This window comes from Mammaliicoccus sp. O-M54, assembly GCF_022386035.1.
Taxonomy (GTDB): Bacteria; Bacillota; Bacilli; order Staphylococcales; family Staphylococcaceae; genus Mammaliicoccus; species Mammaliicoccus sciuri_A.
Genome location: NZ_JAJNJE010000001.1, coordinates 410,915 through 434,489, shown reverse-complemented (window position 1 = coordinate 434,489; position 23,575 = coordinate 410,915). Strand labels below are relative to the sequence as shown.

Below are 23,575 nucleotides of genomic sequence, written 5' to 3'. Positions count from 1 at the left end.
ACTTTTATTATAAAATTTAATCCATCGTTAAACAACCCAACAATGTAAATAGTTATGACAATGATATGACCAAATAAAAAGACTCGAGAACTTATATAACAAAGTTCTCGAGTCTTTTATAAATTATTTTGTTTTTACGAATAACGGATCGCCTAACCATACGATGTAAATAAATGTTACAACGAACGATAATCCGAAGAATACACCCGTAATCATAAATAATTTTGATATACCATGTTTTTCAGCTTTCATATGCATGAAATAATAGAATTGTAATACAACTTGTAGTACTGCTAATCCTAAAATAACTGGTATAACGAATTCTTTAGGAAGTTCTGCAGCAACTAATGCGAAAGCAATAAAAGTAACAAAAATCATAATAGCGAAGTTTGTAACTTGCATACGCATTTCTTTTGTACTTTTACGCTTCTTATAATCTCTAAGTGCTTGTGCGTCATGATTTAATTGTTGACTCATATTATCCTAACGCTCCCATCAAGTATACTACTGTAAAGATAAACACCCATACAACGTCAATGAAGTGCCAATATAAAGCAGCAGTATTAAATTTATGTGCATTATAAATACTTAATCCTCTAGCTCTATTACGGAAGATGAGTAATGTTAACCATACTAAACCTATAAGTACGTGGAATCCGTGTGTTCCTACTAAGAAGTAGAAGGCACTACCGAATGCACTTGAACGGAATGTATGACCTTGATGTACATACTCAACGAATTCATAAATTTCTAATCCTAAGAATCCTAATCCTAACAATATTGTAATACCAATCCAAATGAATAATCCTTTAGCATTGAAATTACGCATATGATATAAAGCATACACACTTGTTAGAGATGATGTTAATAATAACATCGTCATTACGAACGCTAATGGTAAATGGAATAAATCTTTAGCTAATAAATGATCTTCACTTGGTACAGCATCTTTTAGTGCTAAGTAAGTAGCGAATAGTGATGCGAATAATGCAACCTCTCCGCCTAAGAACACCCAAAATCCTACGAGTTTGTTCTTACCTTCCATAGATGCTGTTTCAGGATGGTTTGGCCAATTGTCAGCTGTAAATTTTGCTTCTTCATGTGACATTAACGCTCACCCCTTTCATACTCTAATAACTCTTCTTTAGAAATATGATGACCGTGATCATCTTTAAGTGATCTTACAATCATACTTCCTGCAGTAATACCTAAACCAAGAATCAATACGTATACTGCCCATGGTTTTTCATGTAAATCTTTAACTGCATCTAAAGCCCATTCTTTACCATCTGCAAAGTATAAAGCACCGAATGCAGCTACGAATAAACCGAATGCTTGCATAAATGGAATAAATGAATTATTAGGCATATGAATCTCATCTAAAGATTCAGCTGGAAGAATTTTTCCGTCACCTTGAGTTTTTTCAATCCATAATGCATCTAATCCACGAACTAATGGTGTTTGTGCAAAGTTGTAATGAGGTGTTGGTACTGGTAACGCCCATTCTAAAGTACGGCCGTCTCCCCAAGCATCTTTTCCAACTTTTTCACCTTTAGCTAATGTCATGATTACATTGATAACTTCAGTAATAACAGCTACTGCCATGAATAGCGCACCAATTGTTGATACTAAGTTTGGTATGTCATACCCTTGACCAGGTAAGTATGTAAATACTCGACGTGGCATACCCCATAGTCCTAAGAAATGTTGAATTAAGAATGTTAAATGGAAACCAATAAAGAATAACCAGAATGTTACTTTACCTAATTTTTCACTTAACATTTTACCAGCTATTAGCGGGAACCAATAATGTAAACCAGCTAATAATGCGAATACAACACCACCAACAATTACGTAGTGGAAGTGAGCAACGATAAAGTATGAGTCATGTAATTGATAGTCAGCTGGTGCTGATGCTTGCATGACACCTGTTACCCCACCCATAACGAATGATGGAATAAAGAATAACGCATATAACATTGGTGTAGTGAATTCAACGCTACCGCCCCATACAGTCAGTAACCAGTTGAATATTTTCACACCTGTTGGAACAGCAATTGCCATTGTTGCAACAGCGAATATAGCGTTAGCTACTGGACCTAAACCTACAGTGAACATGTGGTGAGCCCAAACCATGAATCCTAAGAAACCGATTAATACTGTAGCGAATACCATCGCTGAATAACCGAATAAACGTTTTCTAGCGAATACAGGTATAATTTCAGAGAATATACCGAACGCTGGTAATACTAAAATGTAAACTTCTGGGTGTCCAAAGATCCAGAATAAATGTTCCCAAATAATTGTGTTACCACCTTGAGAAGCAACAAAGAATGATGTACCAAACATTCTATCGAAAATTAATAAGAAAATACCGATAGTTAATGGTGGGAATGCAAATACGATTAATGTAGAAGCAACAAATGTTGTCCAAGTCATTAATGGCATACGCATATACGTCATACCAGGTGCTCTCATGTTAACGATTGTAGCTACAAAGTTAATACCAGCAATTAATGTACCAGCACCAGAGATTTGTAACCCTAGAGCATAGAAGTTAATACCATGCCCTGCCGATTCTAAAGATAAACTTGCATAAGATGTCCAACCTGCGTTAGGCGCTCCACCTAAAACCCAAGATAAGTTTAAGAATATTCCACCGAAGAAGAATAACCAGAAACCTAATGCATTTAAGAATGGAAATGCAACATCTCGTGCACCAATTTGTAATGGGACAACTGCGTTCATATAACCGAATAACAAAGGCATTGCGGCTAAGAATATCATTGTTGTACCATGCATTGTGATAATTTCATTAAACAGTCCAGCTGTAACAAAGTCGTTTTCTGGAACTGCTAACTGGATACGAATTAACATTGCTTCGATACCACCGATAGCAAAGAATAATCCCCCAGCAATTAAATACAAAATAGCAATTTTTTTGTGGTCGACTGTTGTTAAATAGTCCCAAATAGTCGATCCAAACCCCTTTTTACTTTGAGTAGACACTAGAGTAACCTCCCTTTCAATTCTTACTTATCAACTTTTCTTTCCATTAAGTAGGCAGATAAAGCGTCAATGTCTTCATCAGAAACTTTATATTGACCAGTCATCTTATTACCAGGTTTAACGCTTTCTGGGTCTTTAATCCATTTTTTAAGATTTTCTTCATCATGTTTTAAGTAACCTGCAATTAAATCACGATCACCAAAGTTAGTTAAGTTAGGGCCTTTAGCGCCATCTCCAGTTGGTGTAACAGCGTGACATCCTGCACATGATTTGTTAAATACCTTTTCACCCTCTTTAGCTTGGCTAGAAGTAGCGGCTACAGGTTTTTTAACGTCTTTCATATCTTTAACCCATTTATCAAAATCATCTTGTGGTAGGGCTTTCACTTTAAAGTCCATTAAAGCATGTGATGGTCCACATAATTCAGCACACTTACCATAGAATAGATTTTTGACTTCTTTAGCTCTTTTATCATCGAATTTTAAGTAGAATTTATTAATACCTTCTACGTTAGTATCCAATTTTCCTCCAACTGCTGGTACCCAGAATGAGTGTTTAACATCAGCTGAATGTAATCTAAAGTAAACTTTCTTATCAGTTGGTACAACCAGTTCTTGGCTGGTAACAATTTTTTCATTTGGATAACTAAACTCCCACCAATAAAGGTTAGCAGTTACATCAATAACAAGTTCTTTACTTTTACCTTTTTCATCTACTTTATCGATTGCTTTCGTATCTCCAAGTGAGAACGTTAGCATAACAGTAGGAATTGCTAGAATAATAAGTAAAATGATTGGGATGATTGTCCAAACCAATTCTAATTTATGATTTCCTTCAACGTCTTTAGGTACATAATCTTCACCTAATTTTTTACGACGGAATTTAATCATTGCAAATAAGAATATAACAACAACTACAACAATAACTAGCAACATAATGCCTATTGAAAGCATTAGTAAAAAGAATTGTTTATCAGCCACTTCACCAGCTGGGTGAAGTACTGATAAATGTTTTTGTCCACAACCTGCTAATACAAACAGCAAAGTAGCAAGCAAACCGAACATTTTCGTGTTTTTTAAACGTGTCTTCATTCGTTTAACCCCTCTTTCATGCATTCATTCATAATTAATTATATTAATTGTATAACAGTTACGATAACTGTCATGACAAAGAAAATAACAAGATAATTTAAAGAAAAAACAAACATACTCGTAGCCCATTTTGATTTGTTTATTTCTTTTTTAAATCCATATAAAGCTAATAACATCCATGCTAAGTTGAGCAGTGTTGCAATAACGATAAACACTGTACCAAGTTGCGTCATTAAGAACGGTATCGGTAATAATAGAACTACCCAAAACAACATACTTAAACGCGTTCTATTGAAGCTTTTAACTGACGGTAACATTGGTATATTAGCTAAGGCATATTCATCTTTACGACGATAAGCTAAAGCATAAAAATGAGCAGGTTGCCATGCAAATAACACTAAGAATAGTGTCCATGCTAATGGGCTTAATGATGGATCAATACTCGCCCAACCGATTAACGGCGGTATTGCACCTGGAAAACTTCCTACAACTGTATTCCAAACGGTATGTCTTTTTGACCATATTGAGTACAGTACAACATATCCAAATATACCAAGTAATCCAATTATGCCAGTTGGAATATTTATCATGAATAATAAAATTTCACCCACAATCATTAATCCGAAACTTAATTGAATTAAGTGGCGATTACTAATACGTCCATTTACTGTAGGTCTCTTTTGTTTTGAAGGCATGATAGAATCGATATCTTGATCGTAATAATTGTTTATAGCACATGCTCCGCCCATAATTAAGGTTGATCCTACCATCATTAATAGAACAACCGGTAAACTGTGGAAGAAGTTAAATCCACCAAATACTATTGCAAGCCACGCACCTGCAAATGTTGGGATCAGATTTCCTTGAACAAGACCCATTTTAATGATGGCTTTAATTTCATACAAAGTGAGACGACCAGTTTCTATTTCTTTCTCAGAAGTCACACTATATTGATTTTGTTGCAATTTTGTCCCTCCTTCCATTATCTTTCACATATAACTCAATGATATATGAAAATTGTCACATAATCTATACATTTTTGAAACAAAATTTTGACATTTTATTACTTATCCTTTGTTCGCATAAAAAGTCATTATTGTGTAACATTTACAATGCACATTCATTGTTATACTATAGATATTAGTGTTTAAATTAGAATCGTATTAAAGTAAGAATAATTGTTAATACGTTGTTCTCTTAAATTCTATCATATTTTGACATATAAATAAGGTTTATTTTAGAATAAAACTCATTTTATAGTACTATAAATATCAATTTTAATTTTACTTGAGGTGTTCGAATTGTTTAGTGATAAATTTTTAAAATGGCTATCTACTATAGCGACAATTGTGATGCTCTTTGTCCAATTAGGTGGTGCATTAGTTACTAAGACTGGTTCCGCTGATGGTTGCGGAAACTCTTGGCCATTATGTCATGGCTCTGTTATACCTGCAGATTGGCCAGTTGAAACGATTATAGAATTAGCACATAGAGGCGTATCTGGATTAGCACTTATTCTTGTTTGTCTACTTACTTATATAAGTTGGGTCAAACTTGGTCATATTAGAGAAGTTAAACCACTTTGTATTACGAGCATTGCATTTATCTTTGCCCAAGCTTTAATTGGCGCAGCAGCTGTAATATGGCAACAAAATGATTTTATTTTATCTCTACATTTCGGCATATCACTAATTAGCTTCGCTTCAGTTTTATTATTAACATTAATTATTTATGAAGTTGATCAAAAATTCGAAGCTACAAGCTTAATAATAGATAAACACTTAAAGTTCCACACTTATGCTGTTACATTATTTATATATTTTGTGATTTATTCAGGCGCACTTGTAAGACATGCAGATGCAAGTTTAGCATGTTTAAGTTGGCCATTATGTAGAAACGGTGAAGTCGGACTACCTCAAAACTTTTATGAATGGGTTCAAATGTCACATAGAACTTTAGCTTTCATCATATTTATTTGGATATTATATATATTCATTCATGCTTTCAAAAATTATACACAATACCGCGTTATTAAATACGGTTGGACATTAGCTTTTATACTGGTTTGTTTACAAGTAACAACAGGTGCTTTATCAGTTATCACACGTGTTAATTTATTTATCGCACTCTTCCACGCATTATTTATTACAATGTTATTTGGATTATTATGTTACTTCATCATGCTAATATCACATTCTAAACGTCGAAGTTAATATACAAAAAAGCCGCTTAAATCATTTGATGATTTAAGCGGCTTTTAATTTATTATGCTTTATCGATTGTAATAATCAAATCTTGTGTTTGAATACTGTCACCAGCTGAAACGTAAATATTGCTTACCGTTCCATCAAATGGCGCTTGTATTGTTGTTTCCATTTTCATTGCTTCAGTAATGATAAGTGCGTCACCTTGTTTCACTTCATCACCTTGTTTTACTTTCACTTCTGAAATTGTACCTGGCATTTGAGCTCCGATATGAGATTCATTACTTAAGTCTGCTTTTTGTAATACTGCCTCAGATACTTTAACATGTTCATCTTTAACGTATACTTTTCTTGGCTGACCATTCAACTCATAGTATACCCAACGATGACCATCTTCGTATACATGACCGATAGAAAGTAATTTAACGATTAAGATCTTACCTTTATCAATTGTTATTTCTACCGTTTCATTTTTCTTCATACCGAATAAGAATGTAGGTGTATCTAACAATGATAAGTTTCCGAAACTTTCATATGTCTTAATATATTGTTCGTATACTTTAGGATAAATGGCATAACTGATTAAATCTTGTTCCGTTACTTCCTCTTGTTGTTTAGCTTGTAGTTCTTCACGCAATGCATCAAAATCAACAGGCTCTAACAATTCTCCTGGTCGTTTTTCAATTGGTTGTTGCCCTTTTAAGATGACTTTTTGTAATTCTTTATTAAAGCCATTTACCGGTTGACCAATTTCTCCTTTAAAGAATGAGACAACTGATTCAGGGAAATCTAGTGAACGGCCACGTTTAATGACACTTTCTTCATCTAAATCATTTTGAACCATGTATAATGCCATGTCCCCAACTACTTTAGAAGAAGGTGTTACTTTTACGATATCACCAAATAATAAGTTAACACGTTTATACATGTCTTTAACTTCATTAAATCTTTCACCTAATCCTAAACTCTTAGCTTGTTGACCAAGGTTAGAATACTGTCCACCTGGCATCTCATGTTGATAAATTTCAGTATGTGGAGAACGAATATCACTTTCAAAATCAGAATAATAGTTTCTAACTGTATCCCAATATTGAGATAATCTTTCTAGACCATCAATATTTGTTCTAACATCTCTTTCATTACCACTTAATGCATAGTATAAAGAGTTAGCTGAAGGTTGTGATGTTGTACCACTCATACTTGCTACTGCAGTATCGATTACATCGACACCTGCTCTAATCGCACTTTGATAAACAAGTAATCCGTTACCACTGGTATCATGAGTATGTAAATGGATTGGAATATCAATTTGTGTCTTCAATTCGCTAATTAATTCATAAGCTGCTTTAGGTTTTAACAATCCAGCCATATCTTTAATACCAAGGATATGTACACCTTCACGTTGTAATTCTTTAGCTAGATTAATGTAATACTCTAAAGTATATACGTTAGATCTTTCTGGATTTAAGATATCTCCTGTGTAGCAAATTGCACCTTCAGAAATTTTACCTGATTTTTGTACCGCTTCATTTGCGACTTTCATTTGATCTAACCAATTTAATGAATCGAATATTCTAAATACATCGATTCCAGCTTCAGCACTTTCTTTAACAAATTTTTCAATCACATTATCAGGATAGTTTTTATATCCAACTGCGTTTGATGCTCTTAATAACATTTGGAATAACACATTTGGAATTTTTTTACGTAAGCGTGTTAAACGTTCCCATGGATTCTCTTTTAAGAAGTTGTATGCCACATCAAATGTTGCACCGCCCCACATTTCTAATGAAAATGCGTCATTTAAATATTTAGCTGTTTCAGGTGCAATTTGTAACATGTCGTACGTTCTCATACGTGTTGCTAATAATGATTGATGTGCATCTCTAAACGTCGTATCCGTCAATAGTACTTCTTCTTGTTCTTTTAACCATTTACTTACGCCTTCAGGTCCATGTTGTTCTAGAATTTGTTTCGTACCTGATAATGATGCAATTTCTTCATTAGATACTTCTTCTAATTTGAACTTTTCAAAGTGTGGTTTTTCTCGTTTTTCAACACCAGGGAATCCATTTACCGAAATGTTCCCGATATATTGTAGCGTCTTTGTACCTCTATCTCTTGTCGGTGTAATATCAAATAGCTCTGGGTTGTTTTCTAAGAATTTAGTTGTATATGTCCCCTTCGCAAACTTCTCGTGATTTACCACATTATATAAGAATGGAATATTTGTTTTAATACCTCTTATTCTCATTTCTTTAAGAGAACGTAGCATTTTTTCAGTCGCTTGTCTTAATGACATAGCATGTGTTGAAACTTTCACTAATAATGAATCGTAATAAGGTGAAATTTCTGCACCTTCAAATCCATCACCAGCATCTAGTCTTACACCGAAGCCACCACTTGAACGGTAAGCAATAATTTTACCTGTATCTGGCATGAAGTCATTTAAAGGATCTTCAGTTGTGATACGACTTTGAATTGCGAAACCTAAAGTAGTAATGTCTTCTTGTTGTGGCATTTCAATTTTGTCACCAAATAATGATTCGCCTTCAGCAACTAGTATTTGCGTCTTAACAATATCGATACCTGTTACCATTTCAGTAATAGTATGTTCAACTTGTACACGTGGATTAACTTCAATGAAGTAGAATTCATCTCCTGAAACTAAGAACTCAACCGTACCTGCATTGACATATCCAATTTTCTTCATTAAGTCTAATGCAACATTACAAATACGATGTCTCAATTCATCTCCTAATGAAACAGATGGTGCAACTTCTACAACTTTTTGATGTCTACGTTGTACTGAACAATCTCTTTCATATAAATGAACTAAGTTTCCGTGTTCGTCACCTATGATTTGAACTTCAATATGTTTTGGTTGATCTATGTATTTTTCGACATAAACTTCGCTATTTCCGAAAGATTTTCCAGCTTCTGATTTAGCTCTTTGGTATGCATCTTCTAATTCACTCGCATTATTGACGATACGCATACCTTTACCACCACCACCAGAAATGGCTTTGATGATAACTGGGAAACCGTGTTCTTTAGTAAATGCTTCTACTTCCTCAAATGATTCAACCGCACCATCAGTTCCTGGAATAACTGGAACATCTGCAGCTATAGCTGTCGCTCTTGCTTTTACCTTATCTCCAAACATGTCTAAATGTTTAAGTTCTGGTCCGATAAATTTAATACCTTCTTCAGCACATCTCTTTGCGAATGTTTCATTTTCACTTAAAAAGCCATATCCCGGATGTATTGCATCGACGCCTGCTTTTTTAGCAACTTTAATAATTGCCTCTATATTCAAATAACTTTCTGTAGGTCCTAAGTTTTCATCTACTAAATAAGACTCATCTGCTTTATATCTATGCAATGCCCCTAAGTCTTCATTAGAATAAATCGCTACTGTTTCAATATCTAGCTCTGTTGCTGCTCTAAAAATTCTGATTGCAATTTCGCCTCGATTGGCTACTAATAATTTATTTATTTTGCTCATATTTGGAGGCTCCCCTCAATGTATTTGAATTTTCTAAAAACAATATATTAGTCCATTATATAAAAATTGCGAATTATATTCTACTATAATCCGCAATTTTTATATAATTTATTAATTTGTTTGATTAATTATGCATTTATCTCGCTCTTTGACGACTCTCAATTCTTATTTGTTTAGCCGTTAATAATAGTATACCTGTCGCGATACTTAAGCTTAACATAGAAGATCCACCAAATGTCATAAATGGCAATGGAACACCTGTTAAAGGAATTGTTCCTGATATACCAGCTAAGTTTACAAAAGTTTGAATACCAATATAGCTTGAAATACCAACACATACTAATTTAAAGAAATATGAATCCGTAAGTGCTGCATATAAGAAACCTTTATATACAATGAACCCAAGTAAACCTATTATGAATAACACGCCAACTAAGCCTAATTCTTCAGCGATAACTGCAAAGATAAAGTCTGTATGCGGTTCAGGTAAATAACCTAATTTCATAATACCGTTACCTAGTCCTTTACCAAAGAGGCCTCCGTTACCGATTGCTAATAATGAATTAGCTAAGTGATATCCGATACCACTTTCATAGTTGAAAGGATTCTCAAGTACATGAAATCGGTCAGCTTGGTGTTGTGACAAAATGCCACCTTTAAACACTATACTAAAGATAACCAGTAATACCACACCAGCAAATATTGGTCCAGACCATTTTAAAATTGCTTTAATACCTATACCTGAATATGCGAAGATACATAATACGATCATACATAGTATCAATGCTTGACCTGTATCGTTTTGTAATAAGACTAATCCAATACAAGTACCAATTAAGAATAAAGGCATCATCAGTGCAAGTTTAAACTGTTTAAGTCGATTTCGTCTTTTATCGATAATGAATGATAAGTATAATATCATTGCAACTTTCAATATTTCAGATGCTTGTAAGTTCATAAATCCTAAGTTAATCCAACTTTTTGCACCGTTAATTGTCGTACCAACAAGTAAAGTTAACACGAGCAAACCAAATATCGTGAATATGACAATTTGTTGTACTCTTTTATTCTTTAAAATGTTAATATGCATAAAATACGACATAAAAAATACAATAAAAAATCCAACTATACAATATAATAACTGCCTTATAAAAAAGTACGTACCCGATACTGGGATACCACCTGTTAAAGTACCTTTTGTAGCAGCTACCATACTTGCGCTGTATACCATCACTAAGCCAATGAATGATAAAATGATATAAGTAATTAACAATGTGAAATCTATGTATTTTGAGTAATTCTTAATGTACTGGAAAAACCTCTTAATATATTCCATCGACTCATTCCAATTCTAAAAAAATAAGTCTAAAGAAAGATTTCTCCTCTCTAGACTTTGTATAATTTAAGCATTTGTGAAAGCATCATGCAATTTAGATAGTTCCTTTTCTAAACTTGCCATAAGTGTCTGACCCTTTTCTCTATCAACAAGTCCAATTTGTACTGCAAAATCTACTTCCTTTTGAAGACCAAACATTTGCGTATCTAAAACTTCCTCATATAAAGGACATTGTGGCATAGTTAAGTTGTCCATTTGTACCTTTATTAACTGAAGGATTTTTTCAGAATCGTTATATAATTGGTCATATGCCCTTTGACAAATTTCTGAATCGTAATGCATGACATACTCCCCCTTAATCTTTTTAAGTTTCTATACTTATAAAATTTTAGCCTACAAATCTGAAAATTGCAAGCGAAAACAGAAGGTTATTAATTACAAATATGTTAAAATTGAATTGTGAGATTGATAGGAGTGAAAAAATTGATACAAATTAAAGGAAATACGAAGTTTAATATTACGTTAGATGCAACAACATGGATTTTTGATGATCGCAAAGTAAAAATTGAAGATTTAGAGCAAGGTATCTTTAATGGTGAAAAGCCAATTGAATTTGAAAATAATGTTGCATGGAACCGTGCAATCCTTGAAGGTGCTACAAATCCTCCAACATTAAATAGTGAAACAACTTATAAAAGACGTTCATTTTTAAAAGATACTTATGTTATAAATGCGATGCCTTTCATCAAAAATGCAGAACCAAATGAAAGCGCTACAAAAGTAGTCTTAAAGAATGATCAAGATTCAATTGATATTCCAATTGAACAATGGCCATATTTATTTTTCCAATTCTCTAAAGAAGGTAAAATGATATATAAAGATGGAAAAATCGACGCTTTTACTTATGATCAAGAAAATGGTTACCAAAATAAATTCAGTTATGTTTCAGACATAGAGGTTGTTTAACCATGATTATGAAAGTAAAATGTATTATTTGTGATTCTATCGTTAATTTAGATTCTAAATCTAAAGAAGCAAAAAGATTAAGAAATCACCCAATCCGTACATTTATGTGCGATGATTGTAAAGCAAGACTTGATAAACCTAAATCAGAATAAAAATAAAAAAAGGCAGCTCTTACGAGCCGCCTTTTTTTATTGTTGTTTACCGCTACTTCGTTCTTTATGAAGTCTGTAACGATATAGACCTAAAACAATTGCTGCTATTATTAAACTTTCTCCTACAGGTAAGAATACCGCTAGAAAAGTTAATAATAAACAACCTAAAAACAGTAATATATAGATAATAATGTTTTGCCAAAACTTTAGTTTTCTTGCAAACCCTAAATTATAAACAATCGCACTTAATACAAAAATCGTTAATAATAAAAGCCACATACCAAGCTCTGGGTTCTCATCTACTCTAAATAACTTACCAAAAAATGAAAGCCTTTCTGTTGGATTAACACTTACATTTTTAGCAACTAAGAGCATCTATATCACTCCTCTTCTTGTTCAGCCATTTTTTGTCTCTTCTGAGCTCTTTCTCTTTCTGCTTTATCTAAAATTTTCTTTCTTAAACGAATTGATTCAGGTGTTACTTCAACTAATTCGTCATCATTTAAGTATTCTAACGCTTCTTCAAGTGTTAAAATTCTAGGTTTTTTCATTGTTGTTGTTTGTTCTTTAGTAGCTGAACGGATGTTGTTAGCTGCTTTAACTTTTGTAATGTTAACTGTTAGATCGTTTTCACGAGTGTTTTCACCAACAATCATACCTTCATAAACTTCAGTACCTGGTTCCATGAAGTTTACACCTCTATCTTCTAAGTTCAAGATAGCATAAGTACTTGCTACACCTTTATCGATTGATACAAGAACACCATTTCTTCTTCCACCAATACGTCCTTTAATTCTTGGACGGTAAGAATCGAATGTATGGTTAATGATACCATAACCACGAGTCATTGACATGAATTCAGTAGTGTAACCAATTAAACCACGAGCTGGAACGATAAAGATTAATTTAGTTTGTCCATTTTCGTTAGATTGCATATCAACCATTTCACCTTTACGAGATCCTAAAGATTCAATAATTGCACCTGTATATTCATCAGGAACATCAATTTGAACACGTTCATAAGGCTCAGATTTAACGCCATCTATTTCTTTAACAATAACTTGAGGTTTAGAAACTTGTAATTCATAACCTTCACGTCTCATATTTTCAATTAAAATAGATAAATGTAATTCACCACGTCCTGCTACAACCCATGCATCAGGTGAATCTGTAGGTGTTACACGTAAAGATACATCTGTTTCTAATTGTGTTTCTAATCTTTCTTCAATCTTACGAGCTGTTACGTAAGTACCTTCTTTACCAGCGAATGGAGAATTATTAACTGAGAATGTCATTTCTAATGTTGGCTCATCAATTCTTAAAATTGGTAAAGCCTCAACATGATCTTGAGGTGTAATTGTTTCACCTACGTTAATATCTTCCATACCACTAATAGCGATTAGGTCACCAGCGTATGCTTCATCAATTTCTATACGGTTTAAACCAAAGAAACCAAAGATTTTTGTAACTCTGAAGTTTTTAACACTACCATCAATCTTAACTAATGATACTTGTTGTCCAACTTTAATTGTACCTCTGAATACACGTCCTACACCAATACGTCCAACGTAGTCATTATAATCTAATAATGCAACTTGGAATTGTAATGGTTCATCTCTATTATCAACAGGTGCTGGTACATATTCTAAAATTGTTTCATATAGACATTGCATGTTATCGTCTTGTTTATCAGACTCTAAACTAGCAGTACCACTTAATGCAGATGCATATACAACTGGGAATTCAAGTTGCTCATCATTGGCATCTAATTCAATAAATAAGTCTAATACTTCATCTACAACTTGTTCTGGTCTTGCAGAAGGTTTATCAATTTTATTAACAACTACAACTGGTTTTAAATTTTGTTCTAATGCTTTTTTAAGCACGAAACGTGTTTGTGGCATCGTTCCTTCATAAGCATCTACTACTAATACAACACCATCAACCATTTTCATAATACGCTCAACTTCTCCTCCGAAGTCAGCATGTCCAGGTGTATCTAGTATATTGATACGGTGATCTTTATAGTCAATTGCCGTATTTTTAGCTAATATCGTAATACCGCGTTCTTTTTCAAGGTCGTTTGAATCCATCGCACGTTCTGCTATATGTTCATTTTCACGAAAAATACCAGATTGCTTTAATAATTCATCTACTAAAGTTGTTTTTCCGTGGTCAACGTGGGCAATAATCGCAATGTTACGTACATTTTCTCTTAAATTAGTCATGCAAAAAATTTTCCTCTCCGATTTAAATTAATCGACATTTATTCGACTTAAATTTATAACTTGATAATTATAACATAAATCGTTTGAAAAATAACTATTATTGAACAGATTTACTCAAATTTCCATATTTTTTATTTAGTACCGTTTTAATGAACAGGTTGATTTTTCTTTAAATGTGAAGCATAATAAAATAATGAAAACGGTTAAAGGATGGATATAAATGAAGAAATCTAAAGCAATATTCGTACTACTTGCTTTAATTGTAACATTTCTCCTTTTAGTGTTTAGCTTTGCATTAGCAGAAGGTTCTATGTTGTTTATGTTATTAGCAGTATTGTTAATCGTAGCAACAATGGGATTTGGTTTTACACTTAAAAAGAAATACCGCGAAAACGGTTGGCTATAAACAACATACGACATCAGATTAAAAGCATATCACTTAACGAAACGTTATCGTGATATGCTTTTTTGTTGTGTTAAATTTAGTTGTAAGGTGTTTAACGGAAATGTTATTGATAGTTAGTTTATAGATATTGTTAGGATCTTGTTAGGATCTCGCTAAGATCTTGATTTCATTATTCCGAATTGTGGTAATTAGAATGCTGTAACTTCCACTATTCTGAATTGTGGTAGTTAGAATGCTGTAACTTCCATTATTCCGAATTGTGGTAATTAGAACGATGTAACTTCCATTTTTCTGAATTCTGGTAATTAGAGCTCGCTAACTTCCATTATTCCGAATTCTGGTAGTTAGAACGCTGTAACTTCCATTATTTCAAATTCTGGTAATTAGAACACTGTAACTTCCATTATTCTGAATTCTGGTAATTAGAATCCGCTAACTTCCATTATTTCGAATTCTGGTAATTAGAGCGCTGTAACTTCCATTATTCTGAATTCTGGTAGTTAGAACGCTGTAACTTCCATTATTTCGAATTCTGGTAATTAGAGGGTACTCCTTAGAGACACTTCTCGGAATTCTGTCCCTAACAGCACTTCTTGCGGACATTTCTCGGAATTCTGACCCTAACAGCACCTCTTACGGACATTTCTCGCAATTCTGTCCCTAAAAAAAGAGGCTTAAACAATAATTGTTTAAGCCCACTTCCTATTTTCCTTTAAATCTTTCTGTATGAATTTGTTCTAACATTGTCTTATATGGTAAGAAGTATTCATTCAATAGTTCTTGGTGTATTTTTTTATTGCCTATTAAAATTGAATTGGCTTCTAATATATTTAATTGTTCTCCTAATTGGTTTGTTACAACTGCGCCTACTTCTTCTGCAATTATTAAGCCTCCTGCAAAGTCCCATGGATGTAATCGCATTGTTAAATACGCACTTGTATTGCCTTTTGCAACGTTAGCAAAGTCTAATGCTGCTGATCCGTATGCTCTTGTGCTTCTTGCTTGATCAACAATCGGCATATAGATTTTAGCTAATTTTTCTTTTGTTAACCATAATGGATTTGTTGAAATTAAACTGGTCTTCAAATCAGTATCTTCTAATGGTTTAAGTTGTTCATTATTTAACCATGCGCCTTTACCAGCTATGGCGTGATACATTTTATCGTTCATGACATCATATACAAATCCTGCATATTTTTCGCCATCAATAAAAATACCGATTGAAATGGCAAAATTTTCTTGTTGATGTACAAAATTTAGCGTGCCATCTATTGGGTCAACAATCCATAGGACGCCCTCTGTATTATCAATATCTGTACCGTGACCTTCTTCTCCTAAAATACGATGTTCTGGATATGTAGATTTAATTTGATTAAATAATCTTTCTTCTGTTTCTTTATCTATATTTGTCACTAAATCATTAGGATTAGACTTTGTTTCTATTTGAATATCGTCATCTATTGAATCACGAATAATTTGACCCGCTTCTTGTATTATTTGATAAGCAAATTTGTATATTTCCATGACAAAACCTCCTATGTTATTTTTATATTAGCATTGTTCTTTATATATTCAAAAAAATTTATGATAAAATATTGTTATGTACCACAGTTATAAGGAGGACAACTATGACTAAGTATACGTTTAAACAAAAAGATTTTAAAGTTTTTAGTGTTGAAGGTTTAGAAAATAGGATGCAAGCACTAGACGAACAAGTAAGACCACAATTACATGCTTTAGGTGAAAGATATACAAAATATTTAACTGAACAAACTGGAGATACATTCCATTACCATGTTGCAAAACATGCGAGAAGAACTGTTAATCCCCCTAAAGATACTTGGGTAGCATTTGCGACTAATCAACGTGGATATAAAATGTTACCACATTTTCAAATTGGTTTATTTGAATCACAATTATTTATAATGTTTGGTGTTATGCATGAAAATAAAAATAAAGGTCAAATGGCTGACTTTTTAAATAAAAACTTTAACTTATTAGAAGATTTACCAAGTGATTATTCATTATGTTTTGATCATTATAATATTGATAAGTCTCCTATTGATTCGTTATCTACAGAAGATTTGAAACATCATATTAAGAGACTTAAAGATATTAAAAAAGCTGAGTTCTTCGTAGCACGTACTTTAGATCCTAAATCAGATGTATTAAAAACAGATAAATCATTTACTGCATTTTTAGATGAAACATTTGATGAATTAATTAAATTTTATAGTTAATACTTAATACAACAGCCCTTCAGTTCGATACTGAAGGGCTGTTGTTTTATTATAGATTGATTAATAAATATATGGATCGTCATCTTTTTTCTTTTTATCTTCTGAATTAAACTGATTTTGTTGATGATTGTTACCATCTAAATGATTATGGTCATTTTGGAAATTCACATCTTCAAATTGATGATTTTTATCTTTTCTCACTAATAACATAATACCTGCAATAATTAATACAAGAAATGAAATAACGTTAAAGATGAGTATTGAAACAAGACCACCAAGTATAGCTGATATACCAGATAAAATTCTTTGTTTTTTTACAAATACTAATGCCACTATTGCTAATACAATACTGATGATGAGAATAACAAGCGCATAATTCGTAAAGCTACTCATAATAGTTGATAATTGATCCGAAGATATTTCATTTTGCAAATCTGGATTATTTTGCACTTGTCGCTCAAATTCCATTTTAAATTCAGCAGTATTTGAAAAAGATTTAGTTATAAATGCCAATACAATTCCAATTAATGAGAATACGGCACCAACAACGAGTAATATATATTCTGTTGTTCTTTTCATGTAAACCCTCCTAAAATTTGTCAATTACTATTATCTCAATCTGAATTTTATTTATCAAGTTTATTATCGTTTTTTTCTATATTTTGTTCATCTTTATTTTTTTCTTCGAAATATTTTTTCTGTTGTTGCATTCTTTTTTCGTAATTCTTTCTTCTTTCAATTGTTGCATTAGGTTTTACTTTTTTAGGTTTCTTTTCTTTTTTCAGTTTACCAGGTTGAACTTGATACTCATCTGATTGTGTTGTTTCATAATTGTATGGATCTTCATGTCTTTGACCAATATCCTCTTGTTGATCAATATCGGACTGAGCTGCATCATCTAAGTCTTCAACATTTGTCTCTTCTTGTTGATCTCTTTGTTTTTTATTTTGATGCTTTTTACTACGAGAAAGTACTTCCTCACTATGCGTCGTTTCAGTTTGTTCTACTGGGTCAACTTGTGCTGAACGTTCTTTCTCTTGTAATGGTTCTTCTACATGTTCTTCTCGATATTGCTGTTTAGGTTCAACTTGCTGACGTTCTCTTGGCTGTGGTTGAATATTTTCGCGTTGATTTTCATAATAAGGTTGTTGTGGTGCCATACCTTGAACTGGTAATATTTTATCTTTTCTTACGAATAATAAAATACATACAATAAAGAAGAATAATGGTACAAGCACAATAAATAATGGAATTGTAATAATTGCTAAAAGTAAAAATACAAAAGCAGAAAATATTCTCCATCTCATTAAAACTAAACCAATAAATGAAAATATTAAAACAATAATCAAGTAAATTATAAATAACCAAATACCATTTTGAATATTGAGTGCTACTTCACTAGCAGACATTAATTGTCCATTAGTCGTAATATTAATATTTAGTCTATTAATTAACGTTTCTAGCCTAGTTATATTTTCTGGATTATTTAATACGACAAGTGCAGCAAATAAAGATAAAGCTGTTATGCCCAATAATATAATCCAAGCAAACCAGCCGAGAAATTTTTCTACACCTCTACCAACTGGCTGTCTCACATGTTCTACATATGAATTCATCATGTTTACCTCCTAATAATGAATTGGTTTTAATTATAACAAAAAAAGGGCTTTGTTTCTCACAAAGACCCTTTATAATGACTAATTAAGCGACATTTTAAATTTTAAAAAGGCTTCATTATACGCTGCTATATTTTCTTTTCCTAAATCTTCATAAACTTCAAGTTTATTTCTTACTGAAGAATCAGGATAGAAACGCTCATCTTCTCTAACACTCTTATCTAAAAGATTATAAGAAGCTTTGTTTGGCGTTGCATATCCAACCCATTCTGCATTTTGCTTTCCATTTTTCTCTTCTAATAAGAAGTTAATAAATTTATGTGCGCCATCAACATTCTGTGCTGTCTTAGGTATAACGATATTATCAAACCATAAGTTTGATCCTTCTTTAGGTACGACGAAATCCAATTTATCATTTTCAGTCATGATATCAGCTGCCATACCACTCCATACAACGGCTACATCCGATTCATTCTGAACCATCATTGTATTAATTTCATCACCTACAACACCTCGAACATTAGGTGATAACTTAATTAATTTATCTTGTGCTTTTTTCAGTTTTTGTTTATTCGTTTCATTTAAACTTTCATTCATACTATTTAATGCAAATCCTATACCTTCTCTTGATCCATCAACGATTAATACAACATCTTTAAGGCGTTTATCCCATAGACTATTCCATGTATTAAAGTTGATCCCTTTCGTTGTTTCTGGATTATACAAAATGCCTACTGTTCCCCAAAAATAAGGTACGGAGTATTTATTACCTGGATCAAATGGTAGGTTCATAAAATCTTTATCAATATTTTTTAAATTCGGTATTTTTTTATGATCAATCGGTATTAATAACTTTTCTTTTTTCATTTTTTCAACAGTATACTCACTTGGCACTGCAACATCATATGCTGTACCACCGTTTTTAATTTTAGCCATCATCGCTTCATTTGAATCAAACGTTTCGTATACGACTTTAATACCTGTTTGTTTTTCAAATTTTTTCGTCAAATCTGGGTCAATATATTCTCCCCAGTTATATACATAAATAACATTCTTTTTCCCTTTAGAAGGAGGCGGATCAATTAATTTAGTAGATAACATTAACAATGCACCTACAACAATTGAGATGCCGACTAACTGCATTAATTGTTTCATCTTATAATGCCCCCTCTTTTTTCAAGTCTTTTTTGTTGGCTTCTTTTTATGAAATAATATCCTAAAATCAGTATCATAACTAACGCAAATAGTAATGTAGAAATCGCATTGATTTCCATCGTAATACCTTTTCTAGCCATTGAATATACTTCAACAGATAATACGCTAAAGCCACTACCTGTCACAAAAAAGCTCACTGTAAAGTCATCTAATGAGTACGTAAGTGCCATAAAGAATCCACCAATTGCACCAGGTAGAATATGAGGTATCACAACTTTAATAAGTGTTTGCCATGAAGTTGCACCTAAATCTTTAGCAGCATCGATCATAGATGTATTCATATCATATAGTTTAGGAAGTACTAAAAGCACGACTATTGGTACACAAAATGCTATATGAGATATTAAAACTGACCAGAAACCAAGCCCCATACCTGTATAGTGACCAATAACAGTAAATAATAGTAAAAATGATGATCCGATTACAACATCAGAACTTACCATTAAGATATTATTCAATGTTAATAATCCGACTTTTAATTTTTTATTTCTTAAGTAGTAAATACCTATAGCGCCACATATTCCGATTAAAGTAGAAATACTCGCGGCCAACAATGCAATCGCAATGGTATTCACGATAATCACTAACAATCGTTTATTTTGAAACACTGATGTGTAATGATCAAATGTAAAGCCTTTAAAGTGCGTCATATTACCTGCACCGTTAAATGAATAAAATATTAAGAAAAAGATAGGCAAGTATAGAAATATAAGTATGATTGTAAAATAAATTTTTCCTGTTAATTTCATACTATACCTCCTTATTCTCTGATTTAGATTTCGTAATAATTAGTATCAGTGCCATAGCTAATATTAAGAACACAGCTATCGTAGAACCCATACCATAATTTTGTGTAACTAAAAACTGTTCTTGAATAGCTGTACCTAAGTTAACAACTTTATTACCTGCGATTAAACGTGTAATCATAAATAATGATAATGCCGGTATAAATGTAATTTGAATACCCGTTTTCACACCTTCTAATGTTAAAGGCACGATGACATTTTTAAATGTTGTGAAACTATTTGCACCTAAATCTCTTGATGCTTGTAATAAATTCTCTGGTATTTCATCCATTGAATTAAAGATTGGTAACAGCATAAATGGAATATAAATATAAACCGAAACAATGATAAACGCTGTACTTGTAAATAATAATTCTGTTGATGGTACATGAAATACACTTAAGATTTTATTTAATAAACCATCATGACTAAGAATGCCGATAAAAGCATACGTTTTAAGTAACAAGTTAATCCAAGTTGGTAATATAATAAGTAATAATAATATATCTTTATGTTTAGCATTTCTAAGTGTTAACGCTAAAGGATAACTGATCAATAAACAAAAGAAAGTAATAATTAATGCATACCAAGCTGAACTTAAAGTCATTTCTAAATAACTACTTGTAAAAAAGTTTTTGTAATTCTCGAATGAAAAGTGTCCATGAATATCAAGTAATGATGCATAGAAAATCATAGCAATCGGAACGATAATAAATAATACTATCCATATCATATAAGGTACGAGTAATAATGATTTTATTTTATGCATGTTCCTCATCCTCATAGCTTTCGATTCGACGATCAAATTCTTCTTCAGTTTCACCTGGCAACATAATATGAATGGCTTCTGAATCAAAATCAAGTCCTACTGTTTCACCGATTGTTGCTTTTTTCGTCGTTTGGATGATCCATTCATTACCTTGCGCATCATAACAACAAATTTCATAATGAACACCTCTAAATAATTGAGAATCAACTACTGCAGAGATACGACCTTCATTCTCTGATTTAATCGTGATATCTTCTGGACGAATCACGACGTCAACTTTAGCATCTTTCTCAAATCCAGCATCTACACATTCATAAGGAATACCGTACATTTCAACAACATAATCACGTTTCATAACACCTGTAACGATATTAGATTCACCAATGAAATCTGCAACGAATTTATTAATAGGTTCGTCATATATGTCGACAGGCGTACCACTTTGTTGAATTTTACCGTCTTTCATAACAAATATGTAATCACTCATTGCTAATGCTTCTTCTTGGTCATGTGTAACAAAAATAAACGTAATACCTAGTCGTTGTTGCAATTCACGTAATTCATATTGCATTTCCGTTCTTAACTTTAAGTCTAATGCTGATAATGGCTCATCAAGCAAGATAATTTCAGGTTCATTCGCAATTGCTCTAGCAATCGCAACACGTTGCTTTTGACCACCACTCATTTCAGTGATTTTACGTTGTTCATAACCTTCAAGTTTCACTAATTTTAATGCTTCTTTTACTTTAGTTTGAATATCTTTTTTATTTAACTTTTTTATTTTTAGTCCAAATGCTACATTGTCGTATACATTTAAATGAGGAAATAATGCGTAATCTTGGAACACAGTATTAACTTTCCTATTATTTGCTGGCACTTTATTAATAATTTTATTATTAAACAAAATATTACCTTTAGTTGGTGTTTCAAATCCTGCTATCAATTTTAAAATAGTTGTTTTACCACAACCTGATGGACCTAATAATGTATAAAATTTACCTTCTTCAATTTCAAAACTGACATCATCTAATACTTGCGTGTTGTTAAAGTTCTTTGAAATGCCTTCGAACTTTATGATTGGTTGTTTCATGCCTTACCTCCTATAAATACGATTCTGTAGCTACAATCAATACTTCAGCATCTTTGCTAGATTGATTTAAAAATTGATGCGTTTCATGCGCTTTAAAATAAAAACATTCTCCACTTTTAGCAGTATATGTTTGATTCCCTATATTCAAAGTTATGAATCCTTTTTTTACATATGCAAATGTTTCAGAATTTGATGGGCTAAATGCTTTATATTTAGATCCACTTTTTAAAGTGATAATTACAGGTTCCATTTCAAATTCATTTGAATCTGGAACGAGCCATTTTATTTTGTAACCTAAATCATATTCATCATATATCGTGTGTTCTTGTTCAGGATAATGTATACGAGCTTGATACAATTTCTCATTAAAAAACTCACTCGGTTCAACCCCTAATACATCTAAAATATTCAAAAAAGTTTCCATAGATGGTGAAGATAAATTTCTTTCTAATTGTGAAATATACCCTTTAGATAAATCTGTACGCTCTCCAAGTTCTTCTTGTGTTAGGTTCTTTTGATACCTTAAATTTTTAAGTTTTTCTCCTATATTCATAAATCCCCCAAGAAAGTGTAATGTTTACTTTTACTAAACATTAAGTTTAGTACCTTTAATAAAATAACAGAAATCATTTTATAGTTCAACACTTTTTTGGGGGATTTTATAATATTATTTAACTGAAATCGTTGTCGCTTCTTTATTTTCTTTTAAAGCTTTTACAACTTTATAGCCATCATAACCACTTTCTTCTTTGAAAGCTTTATAAAAATTATTCTCATCAGCTTTACCAGGAATAATTTTTTTGAAGTTTTTATATGCTTTGTCTAATTGTTCTCTATTTGCTTCACTTTCATATGCATCTTCTATAAGGTTATAAAATGCCATCACTTCGAGAATCTCATCTTGCGACCAATCCACATCTATTGGATAACTATACTCCATGTTTTCTACTCCTTTACAAA

24 protein-coding genes are annotated in these 23,575 nt (G+C 32.2%); 5 read left to right on the top strand and 19 right to left on the bottom strand.

Annotated features, from left to right (window positions below):
* Positions 1–123: 123 nt before the first annotated feature.
* From LQ673_RS02220 to cyoE, 5 genes are read right to left on the bottom strand one after another with little or no spacing between them, the layout of a single operon-like run.
* Positions 124–477: a cytochrome C oxidase subunit IV family protein gene (locus LQ673_RS02220; protein ID WP_025904652.1), complete on the bottom strand. Its 354-nt coding sequence runs from the start codon at positions 475–477 to the stop codon at positions 124–126.
* Between the two features lies 1 nt (position 478).
* Entirely contained in the window at positions 479–1,108 is a 630-nt protein-coding gene (locus LQ673_RS02215) for a cytochrome c oxidase subunit 3 (protein WP_191836200.1), read from the bottom strand.
* Positions 1,108–3,009, bottom strand: coding sequence for a cytochrome c oxidase subunit I (gene ctaD / locus LQ673_RS02210; protein WP_239704663.1), 1,902 nt, complete (start codon positions 3,007–3,009; stop codon positions 1,108–1,110). Before ctaD ends, LQ673_RS02215 begins: the two co-directional genes overlap by 1 nt.
* A gap of 23 nt (positions 3,010–3,032) precedes the next feature.
* A complete protein-coding gene (gene coxB / locus LQ673_RS02205) occupies positions 3,033–4,100 on the bottom strand; it encodes a cytochrome c oxidase subunit II (RefSeq protein WP_037587457.1) in 1,068 nt (355 codons plus the stop codon).
* Between the two features lie 38 nt (positions 4,101–4,138).
* Positions 4,139–5,065 carry a heme o synthase gene (gene cyoE, locus LQ673_RS02200; protein WP_078099911.1) on the bottom strand — a complete coding sequence of 309 codons (927 nt, stop codon included), beginning with the start codon at positions 5,063–5,065 and terminating at the stop codon, positions 4,139–4,141.
* Between the two features lie 336 nt (positions 5,066–5,401).
* Between cyoE and LQ673_RS02195 the strand changes: the two genes are divergently transcribed.
* Complete coding sequence (locus LQ673_RS02195) at positions 5,402–6,313, top strand: COX15/CtaA family protein (RefSeq protein ID WP_239744997.1); 912 nt, start codon at positions 5,402–5,404, stop codon at positions 6,311–6,313.
* A gap of 52 nt (positions 6,314–6,365) precedes the next feature.
* Here LQ673_RS02195 and LQ673_RS02190 read toward each other — a convergent pair whose 3' ends face one another.
* The 3 genes from LQ673_RS02190 to LQ673_RS02180 all read right to left on the bottom strand — a co-directional run bounded on the left by LQ673_RS02190 (position 6,366) and on the right by LQ673_RS02180 (position 11,490).
* The gene (locus tag LQ673_RS02190) at positions 6,366–9,812 is read right to left on the bottom strand and encodes a pyruvate carboxylase (RefSeq protein WP_025904658.1); all 3,447 of its coding nucleotides are present in this window, start codon (positions 9,810–9,812) and stop codon (positions 6,366–6,368) included.
* Between the two features lie 136 nt (positions 9,813–9,948).
* Positions 9,949–11,148 carry an FtsW/RodA/SpoVE family cell cycle protein gene (locus tag LQ673_RS02185; protein WP_191836199.1) on the bottom strand — a complete coding sequence of 400 codons (1,200 nt, stop codon included), beginning with the start codon at positions 11,146–11,148 and terminating at the stop codon, positions 9,949–9,951.
* 66 nt (positions 11,149–11,214) lie between these two features.
* On the bottom strand, positions 11,215–11,490 hold the full coding sequence (locus LQ673_RS02180) for an Fpa/YlaN family protein (RefSeq protein ID WP_025904660.1): 276 nt from the start codon (positions 11,488–11,490) through the stop codon (positions 11,215–11,217).
* A gap of 141 nt (positions 11,491–11,631) precedes the next feature.
* On the opposite strand from LQ673_RS02180, the gene LQ673_RS02175 reads away from it, so the two are divergent.
* On the top strand, positions 11,632–12,114 hold the full coding sequence (locus LQ673_RS02175; RefSeq protein WP_025904661.1) for a hypothetical protein: 483 nt from the start codon (positions 11,632–11,634) through the stop codon (positions 12,112–12,114).
* Between the two features lie 5 nt (positions 12,115–12,119).
* Complete coding sequence (locus LQ673_RS02170; RefSeq protein ID WP_191836216.1) at positions 12,120–12,266, top strand: DUF2197 domain-containing protein; 147 nt, start codon at positions 12,120–12,122, stop codon at positions 12,264–12,266.
* Positions 12,267–12,302: 36 nt separating this feature from the next.
* Here LQ673_RS02170 and LQ673_RS02165 read toward each other — a convergent pair whose 3' ends face one another.
* Complete coding sequence (locus tag LQ673_RS02165) at positions 12,303–12,641, bottom strand: YlaH-like family protein (protein WP_037587446.1); 339 nt, start codon at positions 12,639–12,641, stop codon at positions 12,303–12,305.
* A gap of 5 nt (positions 12,642–12,646) precedes the next feature.
* Positions 12,647–14,494 (bottom strand): translational GTPase TypA, encoded by a 1,848-nt coding sequence (gene typA / locus LQ673_RS02160; RefSeq protein ID WP_037587443.1) that lies wholly within the window; start codon positions 14,492–14,494, stop codon positions 12,647–12,649.
* A 220-nt stretch (positions 14,495–14,714) separates the two neighbouring features.
* Between typA and LQ673_RS02155 the strand changes: the two genes are divergently transcribed.
* Entirely contained in the window at positions 14,715–14,900 is a 186-nt protein-coding gene (locus LQ673_RS02155) for a DUF5325 family protein (protein WP_037587440.1), read from the top strand.
* A gap of 702 nt (positions 14,901–15,602) precedes the next feature.
* On the opposite strand, the gene LQ673_RS02150 is transcribed toward LQ673_RS02155, so the two are convergent.
* Positions 15,603–16,424, bottom strand: coding sequence for an inositol monophosphatase family protein (locus LQ673_RS02150; RefSeq protein ID WP_037587438.1), 822 nt, complete (start codon positions 16,422–16,424; stop codon positions 15,603–15,605).
* A gap of 104 nt (positions 16,425–16,528) precedes the next feature.
* Between LQ673_RS02150 and LQ673_RS02145 the strand changes: the two genes are divergently transcribed.
* Complete coding sequence (locus LQ673_RS02145; RefSeq protein WP_037587436.1) at positions 16,529–17,140, top strand: YktB family protein; 612 nt, start codon at positions 16,529–16,531, stop codon at positions 17,138–17,140.
* A 60-nt stretch (positions 17,141–17,200) separates the two neighbouring features.
* On the opposite strand, the gene LQ673_RS02140 is transcribed toward LQ673_RS02145, so the two are convergent.
* From LQ673_RS02140 to LQ673_RS02105, 8 genes are all read right to left on the bottom strand, one after another.
* Complete coding sequence (locus LQ673_RS02140; RefSeq protein ID WP_051575370.1) at positions 17,201–17,719, bottom strand: DUF4064 domain-containing protein; 519 nt, start codon at positions 17,717–17,719, stop codon at positions 17,201–17,203.
* 47 nt (positions 17,720–17,766) lie between these two features.
* Complete coding sequence (locus LQ673_RS02135) at positions 17,767–18,759, bottom strand: DUF4064 domain-containing protein (protein ID WP_191836198.1); 993 nt, start codon at positions 18,757–18,759, stop codon at positions 17,767–17,769.
* A gap of 78 nt (positions 18,760–18,837) precedes the next feature.
* Complete coding sequence (locus tag LQ673_RS02130) at positions 18,838–19,911, bottom strand: ABC transporter substrate-binding protein (RefSeq protein WP_239744995.1); 1,074 nt, start codon at positions 19,909–19,911, stop codon at positions 18,838–18,840.
* On the bottom strand, positions 19,908–20,720 hold the full coding sequence (locus LQ673_RS02125; RefSeq protein ID WP_037587432.1) for an ABC transporter permease: 813 nt from the start codon (positions 20,718–20,720) through the stop codon (positions 19,908–19,910). The genes LQ673_RS02130 and LQ673_RS02125 overlap by 4 nt, the downstream gene beginning before the upstream one ends.
* A gap of 1 nt (position 20,721) precedes the next feature.
* Entirely contained in the window at positions 20,722–21,525 is an 804-nt protein-coding gene (locus LQ673_RS02120) for an ABC transporter permease (RefSeq protein ID WP_126476956.1), read from the bottom strand.
* On the bottom strand, positions 21,518–22,615 hold the full coding sequence (locus tag LQ673_RS02115) for an ABC transporter ATP-binding protein (protein ID WP_126476958.1): 1,098 nt from the start codon (positions 22,613–22,615) through the stop codon (positions 21,518–21,520). The genes LQ673_RS02120 and LQ673_RS02115 overlap by 8 nt, the downstream gene beginning before the upstream one ends.
* 10 nt (positions 22,616–22,625) lie before the next feature.
* The gene (locus tag LQ673_RS02110; protein WP_025905171.1) at positions 22,626–23,168 is read right to left on the bottom strand and encodes a helix-turn-helix domain-containing protein; all 543 of its coding nucleotides are present in this window, start codon (positions 23,166–23,168) and stop codon (positions 22,626–22,628) included.
* A gap of 114 nt (positions 23,169–23,282) precedes the next feature.
* Complete coding sequence (locus LQ673_RS02105) at positions 23,283–23,555, bottom strand: UPF0223 family protein (protein WP_126476959.1); 273 nt, start codon at positions 23,553–23,555, stop codon at positions 23,283–23,285.
* Positions 23,556–23,575: the final 20 nt, after the last annotated feature.

Excerpts from the sequence above, each read along its gene's own strand:
- LQ673_RS02220 (WP_025904652.1), bottom strand. The coding sequence starts at position 477 with ATGAGTCAACAATTAAATCATGACGCACAAGCACTTAGAGATTATAAG.
- LQ673_RS02215 (WP_191836200.1), bottom strand. The coding sequence starts at position 1,108 with ATGTCACATGAAGAAGCAAAATTTACAGCTGACAATTGGCCAAACCAT.
- coxB (WP_037587457.1), bottom strand. The coding sequence starts at position 4,100 with ATGAAGACACGTTTAAAAAACACGAAAATGTTCGGTTTGCTTGCTACT.
- LQ673_RS02190 (WP_025904658.1), bottom strand. The coding sequence starts at position 9,812 with ATGAGCAAAATAAATAAATTATTAGTAGCCAATCGAGGCGAAATTGCA.
- LQ673_RS02185 (WP_191836199.1), bottom strand. The coding sequence starts at position 11,148 with ATGGAATATATTAAGAGGTTTTTCCAGTACATTAAGAATTACTCAAAA.
- LQ673_RS02180 (WP_025904660.1), bottom strand. The coding sequence starts at position 11,490 with ATGCATTACGATTCAGAAATTTGTCAAAGGGCATATGACCAATTATAT.
- LQ673_RS02165 (WP_037587446.1), bottom strand. The coding sequence starts at position 12,641 with ATGCTCTTAGTTGCTAAAAATGTAAGTGTTAATCCAACAGAAAGGCTT.
- typA (WP_037587443.1), bottom strand. The coding sequence starts at position 14,494 with ATGACTAATTTAAGAGAAAATGTACGTAACATTGCGATTATTGCCCAC.
- LQ673_RS02155 (WP_037587440.1), top strand. The coding sequence starts at position 14,715 with ATGAAGAAATCTAAAGCAATATTCGTACTACTTGCTTTAATTGTAACA.
- LQ673_RS02150 (WP_037587438.1), bottom strand. The coding sequence starts at position 16,424 with ATGGAAATATACAAATTTGCTTATCAAATAATACAAGAAGCGGGTCAA.
- LQ673_RS02145 (WP_037587436.1), top strand. The coding sequence starts at position 16,529 with ATGACTAAGTATACGTTTAAACAAAAAGATTTTAAAGTTTTTAGTGTT.
- LQ673_RS02140 (WP_051575370.1), bottom strand. The coding sequence starts at position 17,719 with ATGAAAAGAACAACAGAATATATATTACTCGTTGTTGGTGCCGTATTC.
- LQ673_RS02135 (WP_191836198.1), bottom strand. The coding sequence starts at position 18,759 with ATGATGAATTCATATGTAGAACATGTGAGACAGCCAGTTGGTAGAGGT.
- LQ673_RS02130 (WP_239744995.1), bottom strand. The coding sequence starts at position 19,911 with ATGAAACAATTAATGCAGTTAGTCGGCATCTCAATTGTTGTAGGTGCA.
- LQ673_RS02125 (WP_037587432.1), bottom strand. The coding sequence starts at position 20,720 with ATGAAATTAACAGGAAAAATTTATTTTACAATCATACTTATATTTCTA.
- LQ673_RS02120 (WP_126476956.1), bottom strand. The coding sequence starts at position 21,525 with ATGCATAAAATAAAATCATTATTACTCGTACCTTATATGATATGGATA.
- LQ673_RS02115 (WP_126476958.1), bottom strand. The coding sequence starts at position 22,615 with ATGAAACAACCAATCATAAAGTTCGAAGGCATTTCAAAGAACTTTAAC.
- LQ673_RS02110 (WP_025905171.1), bottom strand. The coding sequence starts at position 23,168 with ATGAATATAGGAGAAAAACTTAAAAATTTAAGGTATCAAAAGAACCTA.
- LQ673_RS02105 (WP_126476959.1), bottom strand. The coding sequence starts at position 23,555 with ATGGAGTATAGTTATCCAATAGATGTGGATTGGTCGCAAGATGAGATT.